Source organism: Mycolicibacterium diernhoferi, from assembly GCF_019456655.1.
GTDB lineage: Bacteria > Actinomycetota > Actinomycetes > Mycobacteriales > Mycobacteriaceae > Mycobacterium > Mycobacterium diernhoferi.
In genome coordinates this window covers 322,199-347,438 of record NZ_CP080332.1, presented here as the reverse complement: position 1 = coordinate 347,438, position 25,240 = coordinate 322,199, and the positions used below count along the sequence as shown (strand labels likewise).

Below are 25,240 nucleotides of genomic sequence, written 5' to 3'. Positions count from 1 at the left end.
GCGTCGTCGATGTATGAGGGGATTCGGAACCGGCTGCGGGCCGGATGGGTTCAGGGACGCAGAGATTTCTCCGGTCGTCGCAGGAACTGCGGCGCCCACCAGTTCCACCGCCCCAGCAGGTGCATGAATGCGGGCAGCATCACCATGCGCACCAGAGTGGCGTCGACCAGCACGGCCAGGACGAGTCCGACGCCGAACATCCGCATGAAGGACACCTGCGCGGCGATCAGTCCGGCGAAGGAGATGGACATGATCAACGCCGCCGCGGTGACCACCCGCCCGGTGTGCGCGAGCCCCAAGGTGATGCTGCGGTCCTGATCGCGTTGCTCCAGCCAGAACTCCCGGATGCGGGCCAGCAGGAACACCTCGTAGTCCATCGACAGCCCGAAGGCGATACAGAACAACAGCACCGGGATGGTGGCCACCAGGGTGCCGGTCGGTGTGGTCCCGAACGCCCCGAGATGGCCGTCCTGGAAGATCCACACCAGCGCGCCGAACGCCGCGGACAGCGACAGGGTGTTGAGCACCAACGCCTTCAGCGGCAACACGACACTGCCGGTCAGGGCGAACAGCACCACGAAGATGACCACCGCCATGAGGCCGAGCACCACCGGCAACCGGGCGCCGATCGCCTGCACACCGTCGCTGTTCACCGCGGCGGCGCCGGTGATGTCCACCGCACGCCCGCCCGGCCCGGGCAGTGCCCGCAGACTCTGCAGCTGGGTCTCGGACGCTTCCGAGAAGAGGGCCGCCGCACCGGTGACGGTCAGGTAGGCGCTGCCGGAACGGGTCTCGGTGCCGCCGGCCGGTGGCCCGATCATGCGGCCCTGGGCGAATGTCCCGGTCGGACCGGACACCCCCAGCACACCGCCGACCCGGGACGCCGCCGCGGAGTATCGATTCCAGTCCGCCGGAGTGAGGCCCTGCGCGTCGGGTACCACCACGATGCTCTCGGTCCCGGAGCGGCCCGGGAACTGCGCGCGCAGGATGTCGCCGACCTGGTGGGCCGACGCCGAGCGGGGCAGGGCCCGGTCGTCGGGGTTACCCCACCGGGCGTCCAGGAAGGGCGCGCCCACCAGTACCAGGACCGCGAATCCGCCCAGCCCGAGGACCAGCGCGTGGCGGATGACGAACGCGGTACTTCGATACCAGAATCCCTGTTGCACTTCGGGTTTGCCATTCCGACCGGGTCGGATCGCCAGGCGCTCGCCGAACAGGATGATGCCCGCCGGTGTGAGGATCAGTGCCGTCAGCGCACACAGCGACACCGTCGCCACCCCCGCGTAGGCGAACGACCGCAGGAACGGGATGGGAAACAGCACCATGGTGGCCATCGACAGGGTGACGATGAACGCCGAGAACACGATGGTGCGGCCCGCCGTGCGCATCGTGGCACGGACCGCCTGATCGCGGTCGACGCCGTCGGCACGTTCGTCGCGGTACCGGCTCAGGATCAGCAGCGTGTAGTCGACGGCGAGCGCGAATCCCAGTGCTGTCGCGAGACTCAACGCGAAGATCGACACATCGGTCCACAGCGTGATGCCGCGCAGCACCGCCAGTGTCCCGGCGATGGCGGCGGCCGCGACGATCAAGGGCAGGGTGGAGGCCAGCAGCCCGCCGAACACCCACACCAGGACCAGCAGGCTGAGCGGCACCGCGATGGACTCCATGATCAGCACGTCACGCAACGTCTGGTCGGTGATCTGCGCGAAGACCATCGCCGATCCGCCCGCCTGCACTCGCACCCCGGGGAACTGCGGAAGGATCTCGGTGTCGATGGCCGCGACGAGTTCCTTGCCGTATCCGGGCGCTCGGCTCTCCCCGCCACGCAGGTCGGCGATGACCAGACCGGACCCGTCCGGCCCGTCGAGCGCCCGGGCGATCTGCGGCGGTGATGTCCACGGCGAGATCACGCCGATGACTTCGGGGCTGCGCTCAAGCAGGCCCACCATCTGGCGCCCGGCGGCTTCCACGGGCGCGGTGGTCCGCCCGTCGGCGCGGCCCACCACCAGCACCAGCTGGACCTCGCTCTTGCCGAAGACCTCGGTCAGGGTCCGGTTGGCCCGCGCCGATTCGGCGGCCGGGTCCTGAAATCCCCCGGCGGTCAGATGCGCGGCGACGGGCACCCCGACGATCGCCGCGGCCACCGCCACGAGTGCGGCGATGCCGGCCACCCGTTTGGGCGCCCGTAGCGCCCAGCCCGCGATCCTGTCCAGCATCATCGGACGCGGACCTCCTTGGCCACCGTGCTCTGGTTGACCTGCCATTGCTGCTGCACCCGGAATCCGGGCGTTGCCGGTCGGCCGTCGGCGGTGGCGGTGACGGTGACGACCCACACCACCGCACAGTCGCCGATCGGTCGCTCGTGGTCTGGAAGCCGGGAACCGAACAGCGAATCCCGTTGCCGGGCCGATTCATCCGTTCCGATGTCGACCAGCCGGTCGCGGTGGATCAGGCGGGCGCCCGCCAGGCCGTCGGCCGTCGACCCGCTGTCCGCACCGACGACGGACAGACACTCCCCGGGGGCGGAGTGCGCGGCGAGTACCCCGGCGACCTGGCTGTAATCGGACCCGTACTTGGCGTACGGGCCTCGCTGGGCGAGGTAGTTCGGTGCCGCCGCCACGGCCAGCAGTGCCAGGATGACGCCGATCCGGCGGTGGTCGCGCCCCACCACCACGACACCGAGACCGATCAGCAGGGCCAGCGCGGGCGTACTGAACGCGAGGTAGTGCGGTTGGTAGAGCGGCCGGACGAACGCCGAGAACCCGACCAGCAGCACGGTCGGTGCCAGGATCCAGGTCGCCGACACCGCAACCAACAGTCGTGCACCGGTGGGGATTACCGCGGTCCCGCGATGCCGCTTCCACCCGGCGACCACCGCCAGCACGATGACCAGGCTGATCAGCGGCACAACGCGCATCCATGCCCGCATGGCCACCGCCAGTTGCTCGGCGGTGAACTGCTGCCGGCCGGGCCCGACGGCGCGCACGCTGTCCGAGTACACCGACGGGAAGTACTGCTCGGCGAAGATCTGCCCGGCGGTCGCCGGGCCGACCGGCCAGATCCAGCTGACCTGCCCCTGCTGGCTGGTGAGCACCACCACCAGCGCCACCACGGCGGGCGCCGCCGCCGCGACGGTCGCCATCCACGCCGTCCGGGCCCGGCGGGTCGGCGCCGCACCGATCACCACGACGGCGTGCGGCACCAGGATCAGCAGCACCATCACGTTCACGCCGACCGATGCGATGAGCCCCAATCCGTATGCGGCCCACAGTCCGACGGACCCGCGCCGGACGGCGACGATCAGCAGCACCGTCAACCACACGGCACAGGCCATGGTCAGCGCATACGGCCGGGCCTCGATGCCCGCCCAGGTGGTGCGCGGCAACAGCGCGAACACCACCGCCGCGGCGAGGCTCACCGACCGCGTCGACAGCTGCCGTCCCAGGACGACCACCCCGGCCGCCGCCACCCCCACCAGCACCGCGCTGGGCAGCCGCAGCCACAGTTCCCCGGGCGGCGTCAGCGCCGACCAGCCATGCAGCAACAGGTAGTACAACCCGTGCACGGCATCGACGCTGTGCAGCAGCCTCCACAGCTCCGCGAGCGGACGGTCGGTTGCCGACACCGTGGCGGCCTCGTCGACCCAGAGCGACGGGCGGCCCGCGCCGAGGACACTGATGACGAAGGCGAGGGTGCCCGACAGCAGCGCGTCGGCCCGACCGCGCACGTCCGCCGACCCCGGGCGAGCCGGGGGCCGGTCAGGGACGGCCAGGTCCGGCATTCGCGGCGGCACGGGCCATCGATTCGATGCGCCGCAGCGCCACCGCGAGTATCGGCAGGTACGCCGGCGCCCACACCGGGGCACTCATCCACACCCGGCAGCCGTTCCCGCGGGGCGCCACCCCGTGCCGGGTGGCCGGTATCCCGGCGACATCCCAGCCCCAGGTCCGGCCGGGATCGAGCTCGGTGATCACGAACGGCAGCGGCACCGCGACCGGCGTCCAGACCCGCCCGGTCGCGCCCAGCAGGATCGCGGTGCCGTCGAGTTGGGCCCGGGACACGGTCGGACCCCAGCGCGGCCACGCGTCCAGATCAGTGAGGATCTGCCACACCGTCTCCGGGTCCGCGTCGATGTCCCGGTGCACCTTCCACATCGGCGCGGGATACCCGGAGCGGGCCGGTATGAACCGGCGCGCCGGGACCCAACCGTCCTACCGGGCGTGCGCCGGGAGGAAGACACCCGCGGTCGCCAACCGGACCCGCGCCCGGGCGCGGGGTGGGTCGTCGCCATAGCGGTCCACTGCCCAGGACATCGCCGTGACGAGTTGGAAGACTTCCTCCGCTCCCACCTCGGCCGCACCTCCCGCCCGAACCGGTGCCAGGAAGTGCTCGGTACGCTCGATCAGCCGGGTCAGCACGGTCTGCACCGGCGATTCGGGGTTCTCGTGCGCGTGCGCGGTGGCGATGCAGGTCGGCAGGTCGTGCCAGATCCGCAGCCCCCAGGTGACCCGAAAGAGCCACTCCCGCAACGCCTCCGGTGCGGTGAGTTCACGCGCGTAGGTCTGCGACTGCTCGAGCAGGTCGCGCACGCTGTCCTCGATGACGGCGGAGAGCAGATCCTCCCGGGTCGGGAAGTTGCGGTAGAGCGTCGCGTTGCCCACTTCGGCCGCGGTCGCGATCCCGTCGAGCGGGGCAAAGATCCCGTCGGCCTCGAACGCCGCGCGGGCGGCCCGCAGGATCGCCGCGCGGTTGCGCCGCGCGTCGGCACGCATCGGCCTGTTGCCGGCCTGCTTCACGGGGTCCACCTCCGAGGGAATATCTGGGGACATTCCCCAGATATGTAGATGGGGAAGCTCCCCAGTTAGTCTAGGTGCAGCGAGGACATGCCATGACAGAACGGTTGGACGGCAGGACAGTACTGGTGACCGGCGCCAACGGGGGGCTCGGCACAGAGTTCGTACGCCAGGCCCTCGATCGCGGAGCGGCGCGCGTGTACGCCACCGCGCGGCGGCCGCATCCCTGGGAGGATCGGCGCATCGTGCCGCTGGCCCTGGACCTGACGGACCTGGTCTCGGTCGCTGCCGCGGCCGAGACCGCCTCCGACGTCGACCTGTTGGTCAACAACGCCGCGATCGCCCCGGCCGACGACCGGTCGATGCTCACCCAGGACGAGGAGATCACCAAGCGGGTCTTCGAGACCAACTACCACGGCACGCTGCGGGTAGCTCGCGCCTTCGCGCCGGTGCTGGCGGCCAATGGCGGTGGCGCCATCCTCAACGTGCTGTCGCTGTCGGCGTGGCTGCCGCTGCCGACGGCCTACGCGGCCTCCAAGGCGGCTGCCTGGTCGGCGACCAACGCCCTGCGCACCGAGTTGGCCGGCCAACACACCGCGGTGACCGGGCTGCTGGTCGGGATGATCGATACGGCGATGTCGGCGCGCTGGGATTTTCCCAAGGTCAGCCCCGACGATGTCGTCGCGCAGGCCTACGACGGGGTGGCCACCGGCGCCTTCGAGGTGCTTGCCGACGAGCAGACCCGGTTGATCAAGTCGCTACTGGGGGCCGGCGCCGAGGAGCTCAATGCCGCTGCGGCAGAGGCCTTGAGCGGCTTCGAGCCGTGACCGTCCCTAGGCGCTGACCGGGCTCGGCTGGTCGCGTCCGGCCAGCCGGTCGTTCCACACCTGCAGCACGTTCGCGGGTGTGGGCGGGGTCAGCAGGCTGGCGACCACGTACACGATCAGACTGGCGGCCAGACCGTAGTAGATCGGCTCGTTGGCGAGCACATCGCCCACCACGGCCATGGTGCCCAGTGTGACGACGGTGCCGACCGCCATCGACCAGAGCGCCCCGGCGCCGGTGGCGCGTTTCCAGACGAACCCGCCCAGGATGGCCACCAGCAGCCCGCCGACCAGGATGTCGTAGGCGATGGTGAGCGCGGCGACGACATCGTTGAGCAGCGCCGCGATCACGATGACCAGTACGCCCAGCACCACGACGTAGAGCCGGTCACCGTGCACATCGTCCACGCCGTCCCGGCCGTTCTCGGGCTCGCCGTGGCCGATGACCCTGCGCAGCAACGGTTTCACGTCGGTGCGGGCCACCGTCGCGGTGGCGATCAGGGCACCCGAGGCGGTGGACATCATGGCCGCGACCGCCGCCGCCAGCGCCAGTCCGCTGATGCCGACCGGCAGGATGGTCTCGGCGATCTGGGCGTAGACGTCGTCCTTGGCCTCGATATCGGGCAGGAAGGTCGACGCCGCCATCCCGATCACCGCACCGGCGACCCCGTAGAGCAGGCAGTAGACCGCGGCGGTGGCGCCGCCCCATTTGGCCACCCCCGGCGACCGGGCGGTGAACACCCGCTGCCAGATGTCCTGGCCGATCAGCATGCCGAAGCTGTACACCACGAAATAGGTGATGATCGTTGCGGTTCCGATGGCGCCGAGGTCGAATGCCGCATCCCCGGCCCGTTCCCGGATGCCGGCGAAACCGCCGGCCCGGTGCAGCGCGAAGGGCAGCAGCAGGACGAAGATCCCGATGGTCTTGAGGACGAACTGCACCATGTCGGTGAGCGTGATCGACCACATACCGCCGATCGAGGAGTACAGCATCACGATGGCGCCGCCGATGATCACCGAAACGGTGCGGTTGGTCCCGAACAGGACGTTGAACACGGTGGCGTAGGCGATGGTCGAGGTCACCGACAGCATCAGCGTGTAGGCCGCCATCACCACCCCGGACGTCGAGGTGGCGTCCACCCCGTAGCGCAGCCGCAGCATCTGGGCCACCGTGTAGACGCGTAACCGCTGGATCCGTCCGGCGAAGAACAGGCTCAGCGCGAGCAGGCCGGCCGCGATCGCCACCACCAGCCACATCCCAGAGATGCCGTACTTGTAGCCCAGTCCGATACCGCCGACTGTGGACGCCCCGCCGAGCACCACGGCGGCCATCGTGCCGGTGTAGAGCGCCGGGCCGAGCCGGCGCCCGGCGACCAGGAAGTCGGCGGAGTCCTTGGTCCTGGTCTTCCCCCAGAATCCGAAGGCCAGCATCGCGGCCAGATAGACGACGATGATGGCGATATCGAGTGGTTTCCCCATGGTGGACTCCCCTGTCAGGTGGCCGCGAACATCCGCAGTCGTGCGGGCAGGACGATGACCTGCGGCCCGCGGCCGGTGAAGGATTCGGCGACGGCGGCGCCGACGTCATCGGGTGACACGCACCGAGCGGGTATGCCGAAACTTGTTGCCAGACCGACGAAATCGGGCCGCGCGAGCTCGGTCGCGGTGGCCGCCCCGAACGCGTCGGTCATGTATTCGCGCAGGATGCCGTAGCCTCCGTCGTCCACGATCAGCCAGGTCACCTCGGCGTCGTGCTGGCGGGCGGCGGCCAGTTCGGCGATGGAGTACATCGCGCCACCGTCCCCCGTGACGGCCAGGGTCCGCTGCCCGGTTCCGACGGCCGCGGCGAGCGCTGCCGGGAAGGCGAAGCCGAGCCCGCCCGCGCCCTGTGCGGAATGGAACTCACCGTCCCGCGGATCCCAGACCGACCAGGCCCAGTAGCCGGCGATCGTCATATCCCAGAAAGTCTGTGCCGCAGTGGGTACCGCCTCGCGCAGATCCGCCATCAGTCGCAGTTCGGCGGCGACGTCCTGACCGGCGAGGCGGTCTTGTACCGCAGCACGCAGATCCCGAGCGGCGGCCGCGCCGTCACCGGAGCGGAGTTGCACCTGCGCGGTGATGGCCGCGCACGCGGCCGCGGCGTCGGCGTGCACCGCCAGCGCGGGATGATTGGCCTCCAGTACCCGGCGTTCGGCGTCGATGTGGATCAGCCGGCCCTTCGGGGTGAGGGTGAAGTAGTTGCTCGTCACCTCACCCATCGCGGTGCCCACGGCCACCAGCACGTCCGCGTTCTCCAGAAGCTCGGTGGTGTGACGGTCCTCGATCCAGGAGCCGGCCGACAACGGATGCCCGAACCCGATGGCCCCCTTGCCGCCCACGGTGCAGACCACCGGGGCGTCGAGTCGCTCGGCGAGCGCGACCAGGGCCTGCGGCCCGCCGTCGGACCGGCGCACTCCCCCGCCGGCCAGGATGACCGGGCGTTCGGCGCTGTTCAGCAGATCAGCGGCGGCACTGACGGTTTCCGGACGTGGGGTGCGCCGGCGCGGCACCGGGTCCAGGGAGGTCACCGGCGGGACGTCGGTCGGTTCCAGCAGGACGTCCTGCGGGATCTCCACCCACACCGGCCCGGCGGGGGCGGACTGCGCCAGCGCCCACGCATCGGCGATCAGGCCGGGGATCTCCCCGGCGTTGCGGGCCGCCGCGGTGGACTTGGTGACGTTGGTCGCGCTGCGTTGCTGGTCGTCGAGTTGGTGCAGCATCCCGCGGCGCAGACCGATGCCGGCGCGGGGCACCTGGCTGGCGATCACCAGCACCGGGACCCCGGTGGCGTGGGCCTCCTGTAGTGCGCCGAGCGCGGTCAGTGCCCCGGGCCCGGTGGACAGGAACAGCACGCCGACTTCGCCGGTGGCCCTGGCGTATCCGTCGGCGCCGAACGCCGAGTTGTTCTCCACCCGGGAGCTCACGAACCGCAGATCGCTGCGCCGGATGGCGTCGAACAGGGCCAGCGCGTTCTGCCCGGGTATGCCGAATACATGCGAAACCCCCAGCGCAGTCAGGGTTTCCACGACCACCGTCCCCCCGTTGCGGCTCACGACGGCGAGTCGTGTCGCATCGCGAGCAGCGACACCAGATCGTAGGCCACATGCGATGCCGCGACGCCGGTCATCTCGGCATGGTCGTAGGCCGGCGCCACCTCGACGACATCGGCCCCGATCAGGTTGAGCCCGCGGAAGCCGCGCAGGATCTCCAACAGTTCCCGGCTGGTGATGCCGCCGGCTTCGGGGGTACCGGTGCCCGGGGCGTGGGCCGGGTCGAGCACGTCGATGTCGACCGAGACGTAGACCGGCCGGTTGCCCAACCGCTGCCGGAGTTTGTCGACGATCTCCCGGACCCCCTGGTAGTACACGTCCGAGGAGGTGACGATGCCGAATCCGAATCGGCGGTCGTCCTCGAGATCCTTCTTGCCGTAGAGCGGCCCGCGGGTGCCGACGTGGGAGAGCGCCTCGGTGTCCAGGATGCCCTCCTCGACCGCGCGGCGGAACGGTGTGCCGTGGGTGTACTCGGCGCCGAAGTAGGTGTCCCAGGTGTCCAGGTGCGCGTCGAAATGCACGAGCGCGACGGGGCCGTGCTTGGCCGCGGCGGCCCGCAGCAGGGGCAGCGCGATGGTGTGGTCGCCGCCGATGGTCAACAGGCTGGTGCCGTCGTCGGTGAGCTCGGTGGCGGCGGCCTCGATCGTCTCGATCGCCTCGTGGATGTTGAACGGGTTCACCGCTATGTCACCGGCGTCGGCCACCTGGGCGATCTCGAACGGGGACACGTCCAGTGCCGGGTTGTACGGGCGCAGCAGCCGTGAGGCCTCCCGGACGTAGGTGGGGCCGAAACGGGCACCGGGCCGGTAGGACACTCCCGAGTCGAACGGCACCCCGACCACGGCGACGTCGGCGCGCGGCACCTGGTCGAGGCGGGGTAGCCGCGCGAAGGAGGCCGCTCCGGTGAAACGCGGCGTCTTCGACGCGTCGATGGGTCCAACTGGGGTGCTCACGCAGTCACTTCCTCTGGTAGTACAGGGTTTTCGGGTGTGTCTTCAGACACGATGGGGGATTGGGCCGGTGCACCGGCCCGCACGAACCGCGGCCCGGCCGGACCGAAGGCGTCCGCCGGCTCCGGGAACACGATCAGCAGCAGCGGGTAGAGCACCGCCGCCACGCCGAGGCCGACCGGGATGGACAGGTCGATGCCGTCGGCCAGATTGCCGAGCGGGCCGACGAATTGGCCAGGCAGGTTGACGAAGCACAGCGACAGGGCGGCCGAGGCCAGCCAGGCACCGAGACCGCGGAAGTTCCAACCGTGGTTGAACCAGTACCGCCCCCCGCGCTGGCGGCGGTTGAACACCTGCAGCGAGTCGGAGTCATACCAGCCGCGGCGCACCACCCAACCGATCATCATCACGACCATCCAGGGCGCGGTGCAGGTGACGATCAGCACGGCGAAGGTGGAGATGCTCTGCACCACGTTGAACGCGAACCGGCCGATGAAGATGAACACGATCGCCAGCACGCCGATGAACACCGTGGCCTGCACGCGGCTGAAACGCGGGAAGACGCTGGAGAAGTCGAGTCCGGTGCCGTACAGCGCGGTGGTGCCGGTGGACATGCCGCCGATCAGTGCGATCAGGCACACCGGTAGGAAGTACCATCCGGGCGACACCTCCAGCAGGCCGCCGACGTAGTTGCCCTCGTCGAAGAACTGCGGGGCGTTGGTCGCCACCACCGACGCGGTCACCAGCCCGAACAGGAACGGCACCAGGGTGGCCAGCTGAGCGCAGAACGCGGCCGCCATCGGTTTCCAGGCCGGCGTGTCCCGCGGGATGTAGCGTGCCCAATCTCCCAGGAACGCACCGAAACTCACCGGGTTCGACATCACGATCAGGGCGGCGCCCACGAACGACGGCCAGTACAGCGCGTTGGTGGCGGCATCCGCGTCGGGCCCGAAAATGCCCGGGTAGCCGGGGTCGAAGGTACCGCCGAAGGCGAGGATGCCGAGTAGGAACAGCAGGGTGGCGGCGACGACGGCGATCTTGTTGACCAGCAACATGAATCGGAATCCGTAGATGCAGACGGTGAGCACCAGCAGCGCGAAGATGCCGTACGCTACGCCGACCGCGATATCGCTCTGGGGCAGGCCGATGGCCCGGTTGGCGCCGCCCACAAGCACGTCACCGGAGGTCCACACCGAGATCGAGAAGAACGCCACGGCCGTCAACAGTGACAGGAAGGACCCGACGACGCGGCCGTGCACGCCCAGGTGCGCCGAGGAGGAGACCGCGTTGTTGGTGCCGTTGCGCGGGCCGAACAGCGCCATCGGGGCCAGGATGGCCGCGCCGACGATCACCCCGAGCAGGGTGGCCAGCAGAGCGTCGCGGAAGGACAGCCCGAAGATGATCGGGAAGCTGCCGAGCACCACCGTCGCGATGGTGTTCGCGCCGCCGAAGACGAGCCTGAACAGGTCCAGCGGGCCCGCGGTGCGCTCTTCGGCGGGGATGGGTTCCACGCCGTGGGTCTCGACCTGGGTGATCTTGGGCGGCGTCGCGAGTACGGGTGAATCGGCGGCCATGGTGGTCCTTCTGCGGACGGGATGTGGTGGGCCTCACGGTAAAACCGCAGGCAGCACCCCGCAAGCAGTTCGTTCGTTACGGCGGTGTTTCGGGTTTTGATCTGCGCCTTGCCACCGGAATATCCGTCATTCTGTGATGGAATAGGGGTTACATGTGATCGATTCGCCGACACCATGTGTCTGAAAAATCTTCGATCGATTTTCGGAAGGTGCGCCGGTGGACGAAGTCGACCAGGCGATCGTGGAGTTGCTCGAGGGCGACGGCCGGCTGACCCACCTGGACATCGCGCGCCGGGTGGGCATGTCCCGGTCGGCCGCCGCCGCCCGGGTGCAGCGGCTCATCGGCAGCGGTCGGGTGGTCATCCGCGGGGCCGTGCATCCCGCGGTCCTCGGGCGCGGGGCGCTGGCCCACGTCAGCGTCCTCGTGCACGGACCCGCGGCACCGGTCGCGGCCGAACTCGCCCAACGCGACGATGTGCCCTTCCTGTCCATGACGAGCGGCGTGTACGGCCTGGTCGCCGAGGTCCGGGCGGCCTCGGCCCGCGATATCGACCGCTCGGTGGCCGAGTTGCGGTCACTGCCCGGGGTCTCGGCGGTGGACACCCTGACCTATGTGGAGGTGATGCGCGACGTCATCGGACCGGTCGGGGACGTGCGCACCGAGATCGACGACACCGACCGCGCCCTGCTGGCCGCCCTGCAGCGGGACGGCCGCGCCTCGTATGTGGAACTCGCGGCCGGTGTCGGGCTGTCACCGGCCGGAGCCCGCCGGCGGGTGGTGCGGTTGATCGAGGCCCAGGTCGTCCGGATCGGTGCCGTGGTGCGCCATTCCGGGCAGGACCGGCAGAGCGCGATGGGCTGCGGGATCCGGTTGGCCGGTGACCACCACGAGGTGGTCGCCGCGCTGGCCGCGATGCCACAGGTCATCTTCATCGCCCGGACCCTGGGCCGGTTCGATCTGCTGGTGACCATCCGGGCGTTCTCCCCGGCGCAACTGGCGGAGATCACCGACCTCATCCGGGGCCTGCCCGGGGTCTGGACGCTGGAGAGCTGGTCGCACCTGGACGTGGTGAAGGAGAGCTACGCCTCCGGGCTGGCCCCGGTCAGGTTCGGGCTGTCCGACACCTGATCAGGTCACCACGGCGACCGCGAAACCGTCCCAGCCCTTGACCCCGACGGTCTGGATCGCCGCGGTGTCCAGCCGCGGATGCTCGCCCATCATCGCCAGGGTGTCGCGGACCGCGGTGGCCTGCAGATCGTCGGGGGCGGGATCGAGCACGCGACCATTGCGGGTGACGTTGTCGACCACGATGAGCGCGCCCGGGGCGGCCAGGCCGATCGCCGCCTCGACGTAGGCCGGGTTGTTCTCCTTGTCCGCGTCGATGAAGAACATGTCGAACGGCCCGTCCAGGGTGGCCAGGGTGTCCAGGGCTGCGCCGACGATCACCTCGACCCGGTCGCCCAAGCCGGCCCGGACCAGGTTGACCCGCGCCACCTCGGCATGACGCGGCTCGTACTCGCACGTCACCACCCGCCCGTCCGGACCGGTGCCGCGCGCCAGGCAGATGGTGGAATAGCCTGCCAGCGTGCCGATTTCGAGCACCCTGCGGGCCCCCGAGATCCGGGCGAGCAGGCTCAGCAGATGCCCGTGCTGCGGGGACACCTCGATGGCCGGCATCCCGGCCGGTCCGGTCGACTCCCGCGCCGCACGCAGCGCCTCGTCCTCGGTGTGCAGCAACTCGTCGAACAATCTGTCCACCGCCGCAGGCTCGGTCATCCGGTCACCCCTTCTTTCGCATAGACCACCCGTAGGACGTGCCCGGCCTCGGGCCCCATCACCCAGCCTGCCAGTTCGGCCATGGTCCCGACGAACGCCGGACCGTGCGGTGCGCCGCCGTCGGCGAGATGGTGGGCGATCTCGTGCAGCACCACCAGTTCTCGCAGTGCCCAGGTGGTGTGCCGGTCTGGCACCGCGATGGTCCCTGCCGCCGTCCCCCGGTCGCCGCTGCGTTCGTAATGCGCGGCGGTCAACCCGCGCCGGGCCCGCACCGCGGGCACCCCCACTCCGGGCCACCGGTCACGCACCGCCGGCATCGCCAGGACATCCTCGACGTACCGGCGCACCGACTCCACGGAGCCGAAGCGGGCCTCGGGCGGCAGGGTCAGGGCGGTACCGAAGAAATCGATGGACCCGGTGCCGTGCTGGGCCGCCCGGTCGAACAGGGTGCGCACGAATTCCTCTGCGGCGTAGACCTTTGCACGCTGCACATCGCGCACTAGCGCTCCAATCGCGCCCGGGGGCCGGACAGTTCCTGGCTCGGCCCCAGCCGGGCCCGCCGGCCGGCCCGGTCCCCCGCCCGGCGCGCCGCCGACGAATAACCCGCCGACGCGCTGGCCGCACGCCAGGTACCGCGCGCCGCGGAGGCCTGCCGGTAGAACGACTTCAGCTCCAGATCCTTGTTGCGCAAAGCAAGTGCGGTCCCCGGCACCCGCTCGGTGTCCTCGGTGGCCGTGCGGCGCGCCTCGTCGCGGGCTTCGGCGAGACGCTGACCGACCCGGGCGCCGAAGGCCAGGTGGAAGTTGAGCCGGGCGGTGATGGTCGGGGTCGGGCGGTGCGCACCGGAGGCGATATAGGTATCCGCCGCCCGGACCATCTGTACCAACAGCCCCGCGTAGAGCGCATGGCTGGCGTCGATGTCCTCGGCGAATCCGTAGGCGTAGACGAAGGTCGAGTTGGACGCCACATCGCATTTCACATCGTTGGCCATGGCGATCACCACGAACAACTGCACGTAGGTGCGCAGCCCCCGGGTGCCGGGTTCGCCTATGGTGATGGTGCGCTGCACCGGGACCTCCGCAGCGGTCCGGTGCGCCGAGTGCGCCCGTGCCACCGCCAGATCGATGGACGTCGCGGTGGCCAGTCGTTGGGCCGCGGCCATGAACGCCTCGGCCTCGTGCGGGTTGTCGGTGCCTTCGGCCTGCCGCAGCAGCGCCGCGATCCGACCCAGCATCTTGTCGTTGCTCATGACCACACGCTAGAAAGTCGGTCCGACAGGCCGACCGGCGAATCCGCCGTCGGCGCCCTGCGGACGGTGGTTGTCCACAGCCACGAATTCATCACCAGCCCTGCCGACTTCACTTCGTCACGAACGTGTCCAGGGCCGCGGTCAGCTGGGCGGACAACGGCCCGGGCTTGGCGTAGTTGGCCACGTTGTCGGTGGGGTCGTCGCGCAGCACGTGGTTGACGCCCTTGAGGTCCAGCACGGTCAGCGCGGTGTGCTTGAGCGCGGCGGTCAGCGGACGCACCGACGCGCAGTTGGCCTGGCCGTCGGAGTCCGAGCAGGTCAGTAGGACCGGAGTGCCGGTGGGCACCTTCGCCGCCAGTGCGAGCGGGTCGATGGCGTCGGCTTCGACCACCGCGTTCACGTTGCCGGGGTTGAGGATCGCGCCGAGACCGTCGGGCAGCTGCCGCGGGGCGGTGCCGCGGGTGCGGGCCTCCTCGACCGCAGCGGCCCAGGCATCCAGGACCGTCTGCCCCTGCTCCGGGGTCTTGGCCCCGGCCTCGACGGCCGCTTCGACGTCCACCTTCACCCGCGCGGTGATGATGTCCAGATAGCGGCCGGGCAGCGGCTGGAACAGCCCGAGCGAGTGGATTCTCGGCGCGTCCGGCTCCAGGTCGTCGGCCAGCGTCATGGCGTGGATGGTGCCCTCCCCGAGGGCATAGACGGAGATCCGGGAGTCATCGGTGCCCGGCCGGGCGGCCAGGTAGCGCACCGCGGCGCGGGCACCGGCGGAATAGGCGGCGCTGCCCACGGCCGCCGGATTCTGCGCGTGCGGCCCGAGCCCGGTCTTACCGGTGCCGACCTTGTCGTAGCGAAGTGAGGCGATCCCCTTCTCGGACAGGTACTCCGCGAGTTGGCGCATATTGCCGACCGGGCCGGCCACCGCATTGTCACCGTTGCGGTCGGTCTGCCCGCTCTCGGAGATCAGCAGGGCCGCGGGTCCGGCGTCTTCGCCTTGATGGCGGTAGGTGCCGTGCAGGGTGAGACCCGCGGAGTCGGTGAAGGAGACCTCTTCCTCCACCCAGCCCTGCTGCTGGGTCTGGTCGTCCCCGGATGAGCACCCGGCCACCAGCGCGGTAGCGATCAGCAGTGAACCCAGTTGGCGGACAATCCGTTTCACAGGCGCGTCTCGATCCACGAGGCCACATCGTCGAGCACCACGGCGCGTTCGGGTTCGTTGAACACCTCGTGATAGAGCTGCGGATAGACCTTGAGCGCGACGTCGGCGGACCCCACGCATTCGACCAGCCGCTCACTGCCCGCCACCGGGATCAGTGTGTCCTGCTCGCCGTGCACCACCAACAGCGGTGCGGTCAGTGCCGAGGCCCGTTGCGGCATGGTCTCCCCGATGCCGATCAGGGCCTTGGCGACACCGGCGGGCAGCTTGCCGTGATGCACCAGCGGGTCGGCCTCGTAGGCGGCCACCACCTCCGGGTCGCGGGAGACGGCGGAGGCGGGCAGATCCTGCACCGGCATTCCGGGCGCCACACTGCCGACCACCTTGGCCACCACGGTCAGCACCGGGGACACCGCGTCGTGGGCGTACACCGCGGGGCCGGACAGCACCATGGCCGCATAGTCGTCGGGGTGCTCGACGCCGTAGGCGAACACCACGCCGCCACCCATGCTGTGGCCGAGCACGACCCGTTTCAGTTCCGGGTGCGCGGCGGTGGCCAATCCGACCAGGTGATGGAAATCCCGGGTGTACTCGGAGATGTCCCGCAGATATACCCGCTTGCCCCCGGAGCGCCCGTGCCCGCGCAGATCCAGCGCATAGGTGATGAGGCCGGCGTCGGCGAACCGCTGGGCGACGTGGTCGTAGCGGCGAGCGTGCTCGGCGTAGCCGTGACAGATCAGCACGACGCCGGTGGCCTCCGGCTGTGTTGATCCCCCAGTCGCTTCGCTCCCGCCCGCCGAGGGCGTCCACACGTCGTAGAAGATCGGCACGCCGCCGACACCGTCGAAACTGCGTTCACTGCGGGTTATCGCCACCGGGAGAGCCTATCGGCTGCCTCCGAGGGACCCCACTTGTCGGGGGCGGTGGGTAAGCTGCCCAACGTGAGCGTCCTCACAGAAGCAGACGGCCGGTTCGACTCCAGAGACGCCTTCCTCGCCGACGCCCAGCGGTACCGGCGGGAGTTGCAGGCGCACTGCTACCGGATGACGGGTTCGGTGCACGACGCCGAGGACCTGGTCCAGGAGACGTTCCTGCGCGCCTGGAAATCCTACGACCGGTTCGAGGGCAAATCCTCGGTGCGCACCTGGCTGTACCGGATCGCCACCAATACCTGCCTGACCGCGCTGGAAGGCAAGCAGCGGCGCCCGCTGCCGTCGGGGCTCGGCACCCAGAGTTCGGATCCGTACACCGAGATTCACGAACGGCACGAGATCGCGTGGCTGGAGCCGCTGCCGGATGCCGATGACCCGTCCGATCCGCAGGCCGTCGTCGGGACCCGTGAGTCGGTGCGGCTGGCGTTCGTGGCAGCGCTGCAACATCTCTCACCCCGCCAGCGCGCGGTGCTGGTGTTGCGGGATGTGTTGCAGTGGCGGGCCGCCGAGGTGGCCGACGCGGTCGGCTCGTCCACGGCGGCGGTCAACAGTCTGCTGCAGCGCGCCCGGGCACAGCTCGACGCGGTCGGCCCCAGCGCGGACCAGCCGCTGACCACACCGGAGTCCCCGGAGGCGCAGGAACTGCTGGCCCGTTACATCTCGGCCTTCGAGGCCTACGACATCGACGCGTTGGAGAAGCTGTTCACCGACGACGCGGTCTGGGAGATGCCCCCCTTCGACAGTTGGTATGTCGGGCCGGCGGCCATCGGCACCCTGTCCCGCGACAAGTGCCCGGCCGAACGGCCCGGCGATATGCGGCTGCTGTCGACCACCGCGAATGGACAGCCCGCGGCGGCGATGTACATGCGCAATCCGCAGAACGGGGTGCATGAGGCGTTCCAGTTGCACGTCATGGACGTGAGCGGCGCGGGCATCGCCCACGTGGTGGCGTTCATGGACCCCCGGTTGTTCGAGAAGTTCGGGTTACCCGGCCGGCTCTGACCGGTGGGCGCGCTCGAGCGCCGCGATGTCGAACTTGCCGAAGGTGGCCATCACCGCACTGAACAACCGGGCGTTGGCCTCCTCGTCGCCGCCGGCCAGCAGGTCGTAGTAGGCCGTCGGCGTGATCTGCCAGGACAGTCCGTACTTGTCCTTGAGCCAGCCGCACGGTTGTTCCTCACCGCCGTCGGCGAGCGCGGCCCACAGTTGGTCCAGCTGTTCCTGGCCGTCGACCCGGACCTCCAGCGAGACCGCCTCGGTGAAGTGGAAATGCGGACCCCCGTTGATTCCGACGAACGGCTGCCCGTCGAGTTCGAACTCCACGACCAACGGCACGTCCTGCGGGGACGGTGAATCTGGATGAGCGGGGGTGGTGCCGACGATCCGGCCGTTGCCCCCGAAAGCGGCGATGTAGTGCTCGGCGGCTTCGACCGCTTCACGGTCGAACCAGAGGTTGGGCACGATGCGGGCATTGATCTGGGCCATCAGGGGCCACCTTTCCGGGTCGGTTCATCTGCACGTCGATGAATAGACCTGCGTGGCGAGCAGGACTCATCGCGGACACCCGGGAACGACGAATTAAAGCCGGTAAATGCGCAGTTCACGTAGAGAATATCCATCGATTTGAAACGTGTTCTATTATCGGCTTCCATGAAGACCAAAGGTGCCCTGCTCTGGGAGCTCAACTCACCGTTCAAGGTCGATGAGATCGACCTGGGCGATCCGGTGGCCGACGAGGTACAGATCCGGATGCACGCCGCCGGCATGTGCCACTCCGATTACCACATCACCACCGGCGCGACCCCGATCGGACTGCCCGCCCTGGGCGGCCATGAGGGCGCCGGCGTCATCACGAAGGTCGGCAGGAATGTCACCGGCCTGGCCGAGGGCGATCACGTCATCCTGGCCTTCATCCCGGCCTGCGGCGAGTGCCCACCGTGCCTGAAGGGGTTCCGCTCGCTGTGCGACCGCGGTGCGGTCCTGCTCGGCGGTAAGGCCATCGCCGACGGCACCAGCCGCATCCACGCCGGCAGCCACGAGGTGTCGCCGATGAACCTGCTCGGCACCTTCGCGCCGTACATGACGGTGCACAAGGACTCGGTCGTCAAGATCGACGAGGACATCCCGTTCGAGACCGCGGCCATCATGGGTTGCGCGGTGCCCACCGGATTCGGGTCGGCCACCAACGTGGCCGAGGTCAAGCCCGGCGAGACCGTCATCATCGTCGGCGTCGGCGGGATCGGGATGAGCGCGCTGCAGGGTGCGGTCATCTCCGGGGCCAAGCAGGTCATCGCGATCGACCCCAACGAGTGGAAGCGCGACCAGGCGATCAAGTTCGGCGCCACGCACGTCTACCCGTCCATGGCCGAGGCCATCGCCCCGGTCATCGATGTCACGCACGGGCTGATGGCCGACAAGGTGATCATCGCCGTCGGCGAGATGAAGGGCGAGTACATCGAGGAGGCGATGATCCTCACCGCCAAGACCGGCACCTGCGTGGTGACCGGCATGGGCTCGATGATGGACGCCGACGTCAAGCTGAACCTGTTCCTGTTCACCATGTTGCAGAAGACGCTGAAGGGCAACATCTTCGGCGGCGGCAGCTCGCATGTCGAGACTCCGCGACTGGCCGCGCTCTACAAGTCCGGCCTGCTCAACCTCGACGACATGATCACCCGCAGTTACCGCCTGGAAGACATCAACCAGGGTTACCAGGACATGTTGGACGGCAACAACATCCGTGGCGTCATCCGCTACGACGAGGCCGACTGGTAGGCCCGGAAGCCTCAACTCCCTACAAATCGTGTGATCCGCTACGACGAAACCAACCGGTAGGCGTCGCGTAGCGTCGCCGCCGACGCGAACAGCCCGTCGCGTTCGTCGACCGACAACGGCACCTCCAGCACCTGGCCCGCCCCGTCGGCGGACACCACCGTCGGCAGGGACAGGCACACCTCGCCCAGGCCGTAGGCACCGGTCTGGAGGGTGGATACCGGCAGCACCCGGTGCTGATGCCCGCGGATCGCCTCGATGATGCGTGCGGTGGACAGGCCGATGGCCAGATTGGTGGCGCCCTTGCCCTCGATGATCTCGTACGCGGCGTTGACCACATCGGCGGCGATCTGGGTGCGAGTCGCAGGGTCGAATATCTGTCGGCCGTCCTTGCGGAAATGCGCGGCGGGCACCCCGCCGATGGACACGCTGGACCACAGCGCGATCTCGGAGTCACCATGCTCGCCGACGACGAACCCGTGCACGTTACCAACGGCCAGATCCGCCAGTTCGGCGATCAGGTAACGAAACCTGCTGGAGTCCAAGACCGTTCCCGAACCGAAGATGTGTCCCGGCGGGGCGTCGGCCGATGCGGTCGCGGCGTGGGTGATCACATCGACGGGGTTGGTGACGAACACGATGACGGCGTTGGGCGAGAGCTCGAGCAGCTTGGGGGTCACATCCGCGGCCATCGCCGCGTTGGCGGCCAGCAGCTCCAGCCGGGTCTGGCCTGGTTTCTGTTTGGCGCCGGCGGTGACGATGACGATCTGCGAATCGGCGGTGACGGACAGGTCATCGCTGCCGTACACCTGACAGTGCGGGACGAACTGGCTGCCGTGCCTGAGGTCGAGCACTTCGGCTCGGACCTTCTTGGCGACGACGTCATAGAGCGCGAGCGAGGCGGCCGAGCCCCGGATGAGGCAGGCGTAAGCGATCGCGGTGCCGACGCTGCCGACACCCACGATGGACACCTTGCCATTTCGATGTGCGGGCACCCTGCCATTGTCGCGCGCCCGGCGATCCGCCGCGAGCAGGTGCGACGCTCAGGCCGCGTTCTGCCCTCCCCCGCTGTCGCCCGAGTCACCACTACCCGACCCGGAGTCCGACCCGCTGTCCGACCCGGATGTCGAGTCCGCAGCACCGGGGACACTGGGCGCGCCGGCCGCCGGCGAACCCGCGCCGGAGCCGGAACCGGAGCCCTGGAACTGGGACGCGGCCTGCTTGGCAGACTTCGCGGCGGACTTCGCCGCCCGCAGTTCGGCCCGCTTCTGCGCCTTGGTCAGGGGTACGACGTCGGCCTCGGGCGCCTGCTCGACAGCAGGTGCCGGTGCCGGTGCCGGTGCCGGTTCTGCGGCCGGGGCCGGCGCCTGCTCGCCCACCGGACCGGATTCCTCGGTGGCAGAAACGTTCTCGGCCGGAGCAGCCGCGCGGGCCGCCCGGTTCGCCGAGGCGTCGGCACCGGTGGTCTGCGCTCCGGTGTTGTCGCCCTCGGCCGTGGCCGCGGCCAGTGCGCTGCCTGCCGGAGCCCCGACGCCGCCGAGCAGGCCGCCCAGCACGTCGCCGAGGTCTCCGTCGATCAGCGACTTCACGCCGGTGAGCGCGTTCGGCACCGAGTTGTTGTTCGAGCGCATGGCGGTCTGGAATCCAGTGAACACCTGCTTGAGGACGTTGGGCAGCACCTGTCCCCAGTTCACGTTCGGCAGTGTTCCGAACTGCACCCGGGTCGCTGCGGCGTCGAGGGTGCGCTCGTACGCCCCGGTCGCGGGGTTGAAGTACGCGTCGGAGTAGCCCAGGTTGACCAGGCTGGTCAGCGCCGGGGACAGCGCGTTGGCCAGCCCGTTGACCAGATTGCCGACCGGCTCCAGGCCCGCCAGCCGCAGCACGTCACCGACCAGGTAGAGCGGCTCCAGCATCGGCAGCGTGTTGGCCCGGACGGTCAGGTAGATGTTGGTATCCGGCGCATTCTGGTCGGCCAGATCGTCGACCAGGCCCTCCAGCTCGGACGTCAACTGGTCGGCCGCGCTTGAGAGATCGAGACCGCGCAGCATGTAGGTCGGCAGCAGGCCGGCCACCAGGTTGTTCACCAGCGTCAGCGGGTTCGCCCAGGCGGCGAAGTCCGACATCAGCTGGTACTCGACGGTGGCGTCGATCTTGACCGGCACCAGGTTGGCGCCGCCCAGCGCGAGCCCGGTGTCCCCGACCGGCGTCCCACCGCTGCTGCTGATCGCGACATCCGGTGTGACGGCGTCGATTCCGAGCATCTTGAACAACGAGGCGAACCGGGCCATGATGCCGCCGTTTGCGCGTCCCGCATTGTTGAGCAGGATCGCCGGCAGCAGGGTCAGGCTGCCCAGCAACGGATTGGCGCCGGTGTAGTCCAGCCCGCCCGGCTGTGCGGACAACTGCGCCAGCACATCCCGGTAGGCCGCACCGGCGGCGAAGGCACCGACCCCGGTCCCGATGACGATCGGGATCCGCACCGAAGCGATCTCCTGATCCGGGATGGCATCGATCGCGCCGTTGACGGCGTCGGTGAGCGCACCGCCGACGCTGCCGGTCGCGCTGTCCACGGCCCCGTCCACGATCCCGGCGACCTGGCCCGACAGCTGGTCGTTCAGGTTGTTGGCGAGGTTGCCGATGGTCGGGCTGATCACGTTGTACAGCAGGTTGCCCGCCGGGACCGAGACCCCCAGCACCGTGAAGTTCAGCCCGGAGAGGCTGCTTTGGATGCTGTTTCGCAGATCGGCTTCCAGGGTGGCGGTCGCGTTGTCGACGATCATGTTGACGACGTTGTTCAGTGCCGGGGTCAACGTGGTGCCGAGTTCGGCGGCCAGGGATCCGTCGGCCAACTCATCGGCGAGGGCGGCCGCCAGATTCGTCTTCAGCGTCGAGGTGCCCAGTTCGAGGTATCCGGTGCCGTTGACCGAGTTGGCGATGGCGCTCTGGGTGCCGGGCGTCCAACCCAGGTCGACGCCACCGAACAGCCGGGCAAGGGTGAACAGCGGCCCGGAGGAGGTGACGGACAGCGCACCGCTGTCGGCCAGGGTGGTCAGGTTGAGCCCGACCAGGTCCAACAGGTTGCCGAACTGGAAGTTGCCGCCGGCGTCGGTGAGCTCCGCGGAGTTGAACAGCGTGAGCAGCAGATCCGGCAGCGTCGCGGTGATTTCGGCGGTCAACTCGTCGGCGGTGGGCAGAATGTCCGTCAGGTTGTTCATGATGCTGTCCGTCACGGTGTTGGCCACACCGTTGGCGATGTTCGTGACGCCGCCGGACCCGACGACATCGGACAACCTGATGGTCACCGCCGGCAGGAATGAAACGGGTCGCACCGAGACACTGGCGGCGTTCAGTTGCTGCGCGACCGCCGCGGCGATCTGGGTCCGCAGCTGGGCCGACAGCGCCGCGGCGCTGTCGCCGGTCGTCGCGGAGGTCAGGAAGTCGGCCAGCGCCGCGCTGACGGCTGCGGAGACCGCGGCGTTGAGGTCCGAGTCCGCCGAATTGAGACCGAGGGTGGCCAACAGCGTCGAGACGTTGACCGTGCCGCCGTTGGCGTTGAGGAACTCGGTCAGCAGTCCGGCCGGCACCTTGGACAGCAGCGTGTCGAGGGTGATGGTGGGCTGCGCGCCGAAGGTGTTGACCAGCGCGGGCAGCAGCGTGTTGACCGCACTCTGGGCCCGCTGATACGGCGTGCTCGCGGCGGTGAGGTCGACGGCACGCTGGCTGAGCTGCTGTTCCTGGGCGAGTAGCGCCGGAGGTGTCGGCGCCGGCGCCGAAATCGTCAACGCTGCCGCGGTGACCGTTGCCGTCGTCAACCCCAGCAACGATGTACGTACTGTCTGGCTACCTTTTTTGAGATGCTTGCTCGCCACGTTTTCTCCGACCTCGTTGTCTGAATATGTTGACCGTGGCGGTGACTATACAACCGACTTGCGACGGTCAATAACCGAATCACCAGGAGATTCCGGATAGTCCATGGACCGTTTCGCTGAGCGGACAGAGTTTGCTACGCTACCGGCGCGTTTCCTCTGCGGCTTCGTAATTTGCACTAGTGGCAAATAGTATTGCCAATTGTGGATAGCCGACCTCGATTCGCTCGGACGACACCCCTCGCGCCCCGGACAGCACAAAGCCCCCTCGCCCAGGAGCGGGCAGAGGGGGCTTCGCGGGTTGGTGCGGCGGGATTACTTGGGTGGCATCCGGATGCCGCCGTCGACGCGCACGACCTCGGCGTTCATGTAGGAGTTGGTGAGCAGTTCGATGACCATCGAGGCCAGCTCCTCCGGCTTGCCCAGGCGGTGCGGGAACAGCACCGACTCGCCCAGCTTGGCCTTGAACGCTTCGGAGGCTTCGCCTTCCCCGTAGATCGGGGTGTCGATCAGGCCCGGTGCGACGGTGTTGACGCGGATGCCCGCGGCCGACAGATCGCGGGCGACCGGCAGGGTCAGGCCCACGACGCCGCCCTTGGACGACGAGTAGGCGGCCTGGCCGATCTGTCCGTCGAATGCCGCGACGCTGGTCAGGTTGACGATCGCGCCGCGCTCACCGGTCTCGGTGAACTCGTTGCGGCTCATCGCGGTCGCGGCCAGCCGGATGCAGTCGAAGGTGCCGACCAGGTTGATGGCGAGCACCTTCTTGTAGGCGTCCAGGTTGTGTGCCGAGTCGAACTCGCCATCCCTGCCGATGGTCCGCTGCGCCCAGCCGATGCCGGCCGAGTTGACCAGGGCACGCAGCGGGCCCAGGTCGGTGGCGGTGTTGACGGCGTCCAGGATCTGGTCGGTGTTGGTGACGTCGACGGTGACGAAGACGCCGCCGATTTCCTTGGCGAGGGCCTCACCGCGTTCGGCGTTGAGGTCGGCGACGACGACCCGGGCACCCCGGTCCGCGAGAAGACGTGCGGAGGCGGCGCCGATACCCGACGCGCCACCGGTGACGATTGCGCTAGCTCCATTGATATCCACGTCGACAGACTAAGCCCTTTCCGGTCGCCACCCGACCGGTGGGTTGACGCCGCCCCGGGTGCTCAGGCCCCAGACGGGGACGGTTACCGGGCGGACCAGAAGTTCCGGACCACCCGGATCAACGCCACCACGAAGATCGCGATGAAGGTCAGCGTCACGACGCTGGCGACCTCGAACCACGGGCTCTGCAGTCTGCTCAGCACGACCGCCGCGGAGGGCAGGAGCAGCCAGCCCAGCAGGAAGATCCCCACCGCGCCCCGATTGCTCGGGCGCGGCACGATCTCGTCGTCCGGGTCCTCGAAGGCGGAGTAGTCCCAGTTCTCGTCGTACTCCTCCGGGTACTCGTCCGGGTACGGCTGGCCCATGCCTACCCACCCTAGGTAGTTCAGCGGGCTACGGGCCAGTCCCACACCGAGAGGTCACCGCGCGGGTGGTTCAGGCAGACCGCGGTGGCCTTGGCGACCACACCCTTGTTGTTGAAGAAGACCTTCGCCCAGTTGCCCCACCGGGTGGCCATCTGCTCGTAGTAGATGTCGGTGGCGGTGTCTTGCGCGTACTGACGCCGGCCGGCGGCATCCAGCGAGTAGAACCAGTGGATGCGGTCCTGTGCGGCCCGCTGCACATCGAGCGGGCGGTTGCTCTTGTCGAGCATGTACCGCTCGAAGTAGATCGGGCTGGTGTCGCGGACCGCCGCGAGATACTGCTCGGCGTCGCACCGGGTTTCGATCTGTTTGCTCGGGATCGGGTATTCGCCGGTGGCGTCGGCGAAGGCCTGCGGCGATGTCGTCAGCGCTCCCGCTGCCGCCAGCACGAACAGCAGCGCCCGTGCGCTCACGCGTGCTCACCCGCCGGCGCGGTGAGCACGCCGAGGTGCTCGGGGCAGTACCGGGGTATCCCGGCGCCCAGGAACTGCCAGACCTGTTCGGTGCTCGTCGAGCGGGCCAGGTTCGCCGAGAGGAACTCCGCCGATGCGGTGGCGTCGGCGTCGACGCCGGTGGTCAACCGCTTACAGGCGATCTTGGCCAGCCAAGCGTTGAAGTCCCGTTGCCCGTAGATCCCGAAACCGTGTAACTGGTTTGCGAATTCGGTGTCCCGGTCCGCAGATGCGCTCGGCGCCAAGGCGATCGGCACGGCGATCAGCGCCGTTGCGACACCGGCGAACAGCC

The 25,240-nt window shown here is 69.1% G+C and carries 24 protein-coding genes; 4 read left to right on the top strand and 20 right to left on the bottom strand.

Going from position 1 to position 25,240, the window contains the following annotated elements; all coding sequences use genetic code 11:
• Nucleotides 1-50: 50 nt before the first annotated feature.
• Genes K0O62_RS01645 through K0O62_RS01630 form a run of 4 tightly spaced genes read right to left on the bottom strand, consistent with a single transcriptional unit; the run spans nt 51 to nt 4,799 of the window.
• Complete coding sequence (locus K0O62_RS01645) at nt 51-2,219, bottom strand: MMPL family transporter (protein WP_073855391.1); 2,169 nt, start codon at nt 2,217-2,219, stop codon at nt 51-53.
• Nucleotides 2,219-3,730, bottom strand: coding sequence for a glycosyltransferase family 39 protein (locus K0O62_RS01640; RefSeq protein WP_073855737.1), 1,512 nt, complete (start codon nt 3,728-3,730; stop codon nt 2,219-2,221). Before K0O62_RS01640 ends, K0O62_RS01645 begins: the two co-directional genes overlap by 1 nt.
• Before the next feature lie 31 nt (nt 3,731-3,761).
• Nucleotides 3,762-4,157, bottom strand: coding sequence for an SRPBCC family protein (locus tag K0O62_RS01635; RefSeq protein WP_073855390.1), 396 nt, complete (start codon nt 4,155-4,157; stop codon nt 3,762-3,764).
• A gap of 57 nt (nt 4,158-4,214) precedes the next feature.
• Complete coding sequence (locus K0O62_RS01630) at nt 4,215-4,799, bottom strand: TetR/AcrR family transcriptional regulator (protein ID WP_234800015.1); 585 nt, start codon at nt 4,797-4,799, stop codon at nt 4,215-4,217.
• 92 nt (nt 4,800-4,891) lie between these two features.
• Between K0O62_RS01630 and K0O62_RS01625 the strand changes: the two genes are divergently transcribed.
• Nucleotides 4,892-5,623: an SDR family oxidoreductase gene (locus K0O62_RS01625; RefSeq protein WP_073855389.1), complete on the top strand. Its 732-nt coding sequence runs from the start codon at nt 4,892-4,894 to the stop codon at nt 5,621-5,623.
• A 6-nt stretch (nt 5,624-5,629) separates the two neighbouring features.
• On the opposite strand, the gene K0O62_RS01620 is transcribed toward K0O62_RS01625, so the two are convergent.
• The 4 genes from K0O62_RS01620 to K0O62_RS01605 are packed head-to-tail and all read right to left on the bottom strand — an operon-like array spanning nt 5,630 to nt 11,233.
• Nucleotides 5,630-7,099 carry a sodium:solute symporter family protein gene (locus K0O62_RS01620; RefSeq protein ID WP_073855388.1) on the bottom strand — a complete coding sequence of 490 codons (1,470 nt, stop codon included), beginning with the start codon at nt 7,097-7,099 and terminating at the stop codon, nt 5,630-5,632.
• Nucleotides 7,100-7,113: 14 nt separating this feature from the next.
• Nucleotides 7,114-8,712: a thiamine pyrophosphate-binding protein gene (locus tag K0O62_RS01615; protein ID WP_073855387.1), complete on the bottom strand. Its 1,599-nt coding sequence runs from the start codon at nt 8,710-8,712 to the stop codon at nt 7,114-7,116.
• Nucleotides 8,709-9,662 (bottom strand): agmatinase, encoded by a 954-nt coding sequence (gene speB / locus K0O62_RS01610; RefSeq protein WP_073855386.1) that lies wholly within the window; start codon nt 9,660-9,662, stop codon nt 8,709-8,711. Before speB ends, K0O62_RS01615 begins: the two co-directional genes overlap by 4 nt.
• Complete coding sequence (locus K0O62_RS01605) at nt 9,659-11,233, bottom strand: purine-cytosine permease family protein (protein ID WP_073855385.1); 1,575 nt, start codon at nt 11,231-11,233, stop codon at nt 9,659-9,661. The genes speB and K0O62_RS01605 overlap by 4 nt, the downstream gene beginning before the upstream one ends.
• Before the next feature lie 217 nt (nt 11,234-11,450).
• On the opposite strand from K0O62_RS01605, the gene K0O62_RS01600 reads away from it, so the two are divergent.
• Nucleotides 11,451-12,362 carry an Lrp/AsnC family transcriptional regulator gene (locus K0O62_RS01600; RefSeq protein ID WP_073855384.1) on the top strand — a complete coding sequence of 304 codons (912 nt, stop codon included), beginning with the start codon at nt 11,451-11,453 and terminating at the stop codon, nt 12,360-12,362.
• On the opposite strand, the gene K0O62_RS01595 is transcribed toward K0O62_RS01600, so the two are convergent.
• From K0O62_RS01595 to K0O62_RS01575, 5 genes are all read right to left on the bottom strand, one after another.
• Nucleotides 12,363-13,010 (bottom strand): O-methyltransferase, encoded by a 648-nt coding sequence (locus K0O62_RS01595; RefSeq protein ID WP_073855383.1) that lies wholly within the window; start codon nt 13,008-13,010, stop codon nt 12,363-12,365.
• Complete coding sequence (locus K0O62_RS01590) at nt 13,007-13,510, bottom strand: TIGR04338 family metallohydrolase (protein ID WP_079244595.1); 504 nt, start codon at nt 13,508-13,510, stop codon at nt 13,007-13,009. Before K0O62_RS01590 ends, K0O62_RS01595 begins: the two co-directional genes overlap by 4 nt.
• The gene (locus K0O62_RS01585) at nt 13,510-14,259 is read right to left on the bottom strand and encodes a DUF2786 domain-containing protein (protein ID WP_073855382.1); all 750 of its coding nucleotides are present in this window, start codon (nt 14,257-14,259) and stop codon (nt 13,510-13,512) included. The genes K0O62_RS01590 and K0O62_RS01585 overlap by 1 nt, the downstream gene beginning before the upstream one ends.
• A gap of 109 nt (nt 14,260-14,368) precedes the next feature.
• Nucleotides 14,369-15,415, bottom strand: coding sequence for an alpha/beta hydrolase family protein (locus K0O62_RS01580; protein WP_073855381.1), 1,047 nt, complete (start codon nt 15,413-15,415; stop codon nt 14,369-14,371).
• A complete protein-coding gene (locus K0O62_RS01575; RefSeq protein ID WP_073855380.1) occupies nt 15,412-16,287 on the bottom strand; it encodes an alpha/beta hydrolase in 876 nt (291 codons plus the stop codon). Before K0O62_RS01575 ends, K0O62_RS01580 begins: the two co-directional genes overlap by 4 nt.
• A 36-nt stretch (nt 16,288-16,323) precedes the next feature.
• Between K0O62_RS01575 and K0O62_RS01570 the strand changes: the two genes are divergently transcribed.
• Nucleotides 16,324-17,346 carry a sigma-70 family RNA polymerase sigma factor gene (locus K0O62_RS01570; protein ID WP_073855379.1) on the top strand — a complete coding sequence of 341 codons (1,023 nt, stop codon included), beginning with the start codon at nt 16,324-16,326 and terminating at the stop codon, nt 17,344-17,346.
• Here the strand turns inward: K0O62_RS01570 and K0O62_RS01565 are convergent.
• Complete coding sequence (locus K0O62_RS01565) at nt 17,329-17,829, bottom strand: VOC family protein (RefSeq protein WP_073855378.1); 501 nt, start codon at nt 17,827-17,829, stop codon at nt 17,329-17,331. The two genes, K0O62_RS01570 and K0O62_RS01565, sit on opposite strands and share 18 nt — an antisense overlap.
• 165 nt (nt 17,830-17,994) lie before the next feature.
• On the opposite strand from K0O62_RS01565, the gene K0O62_RS01560 reads away from it, so the two are divergent.
• Nucleotides 17,995-19,119: an NDMA-dependent alcohol dehydrogenase gene (locus K0O62_RS01560; protein WP_073855377.1), complete on the top strand. Its 1,125-nt coding sequence runs from the start codon at nt 17,995-17,997 to the stop codon at nt 19,117-19,119.
• Between the two features lie 38 nt (nt 19,120-19,157).
• Here K0O62_RS01560 and K0O62_RS01555 read toward each other — a convergent pair whose 3' ends face one another.
• The 6 genes from K0O62_RS01555 to K0O62_RS01530 form a co-directional block, all read right to left on the bottom strand.
• Nucleotides 19,158-20,111, bottom strand: a complete 954-nt coding sequence (locus K0O62_RS01555; protein ID WP_079244405.1) for an L-lactate dehydrogenase — start codon at nt 20,109-20,111, stop codon at nt 19,158-19,160.
• A gap of 48 nt (nt 20,112-20,159) precedes the next feature.
• Nucleotides 20,160-22,928 carry an alpha/beta hydrolase family protein gene (locus tag K0O62_RS01550; RefSeq protein WP_073855375.1) on the bottom strand — a complete coding sequence of 923 codons (2,769 nt, stop codon included), beginning with the start codon at nt 22,926-22,928 and terminating at the stop codon, nt 20,160-20,162.
• A 369-nt stretch (nt 22,929-23,297) separates the two neighbouring features.
• Complete coding sequence (locus K0O62_RS01545; protein WP_073855374.1) at nt 23,298-24,074, bottom strand: SDR family NAD(P)-dependent oxidoreductase; 777 nt, start codon at nt 24,072-24,074, stop codon at nt 23,298-23,300.
• 83 nt (nt 24,075-24,157) lie between these two features.
• Entirely contained in the window at nt 24,158-24,439 is a 282-nt protein-coding gene (locus K0O62_RS01540) for a hypothetical protein (RefSeq protein WP_073855373.1), read from the bottom strand.
• Between the two features lie 20 nt (nt 24,440-24,459).
• Nucleotides 24,460-24,909, bottom strand: a complete 450-nt coding sequence (locus K0O62_RS01535) for a DUF5078 domain-containing protein (protein ID WP_073855372.1) — start codon at nt 24,907-24,909, stop codon at nt 24,460-24,462.
• Nucleotides 24,906-25,238, bottom strand: coding sequence for a DUF732 domain-containing protein (locus K0O62_RS01530; RefSeq protein WP_073855734.1), 333 nt, complete (start codon nt 25,236-25,238; stop codon nt 24,906-24,908). Before K0O62_RS01530 ends, K0O62_RS01535 begins: the two co-directional genes overlap by 4 nt.
• Between the last annotated feature and the right edge of the window lie 2 nt (nt 25,239-25,240).

What these genes read in the sequence shown, in the direction of transcription:
- K0O62_RS01585 (WP_073855382.1), bottom strand. Translation starts at nt 14,259, where the DNA reads ATGAGCAACGACAAGATGCTGGGTCGGATCGCGGCGCTGCTGCGGCAG.
- K0O62_RS01635 (WP_073855390.1), bottom strand. Translation starts at nt 4,157, where the DNA reads ATGTGGAAGGTGCACCGGGACATCGACGCGGACCCGGAGACGGTGTGG.
- K0O62_RS01565 (WP_073855378.1), bottom strand. Translation starts at nt 17,829, where the DNA reads ATGGCCCAGATCAATGCCCGCATCGTGCCCAACCTCTGGTTCGACCGT.
- K0O62_RS01540 (WP_073855373.1), bottom strand. Translation starts at nt 24,439, where the DNA reads ATGGGCCAGCCGTACCCGGACGAGTACCCGGAGGAGTACGACGAGAAC.
- K0O62_RS01595 (WP_073855383.1), bottom strand. Translation starts at nt 13,010, where the DNA reads ATGACCGAGCCTGCGGCGGTGGACAGATTGTTCGACGAGTTGCTGCAC.
- K0O62_RS01645 (WP_073855391.1), bottom strand. Translation starts at nt 2,219, where the DNA reads ATGCTGGACAGGATCGCGGGCTGGGCGCTACGGGCGCCCAAACGGGTG.
- K0O62_RS01625 (WP_073855389.1), top strand. Translation starts at nt 4,892, where the DNA reads ATGACAGAACGGTTGGACGGCAGGACAGTACTGGTGACCGGCGCCAAC.
- K0O62_RS01605 (WP_073855385.1), bottom strand. Translation starts at nt 11,233, where the DNA reads ATGGCCGCCGATTCACCCGTACTCGCGACGCCGCCCAAGATCACCCAG.
- K0O62_RS01560 (WP_073855377.1), top strand. Translation starts at nt 17,995, where the DNA reads ATGAAGACCAAAGGTGCCCTGCTCTGGGAGCTCAACTCACCGTTCAAG.
- K0O62_RS01620 (WP_073855388.1), bottom strand. Translation starts at nt 7,099, where the DNA reads ATGGGGAAACCACTCGATATCGCCATCATCGTCGTCTATCTGGCCGCG.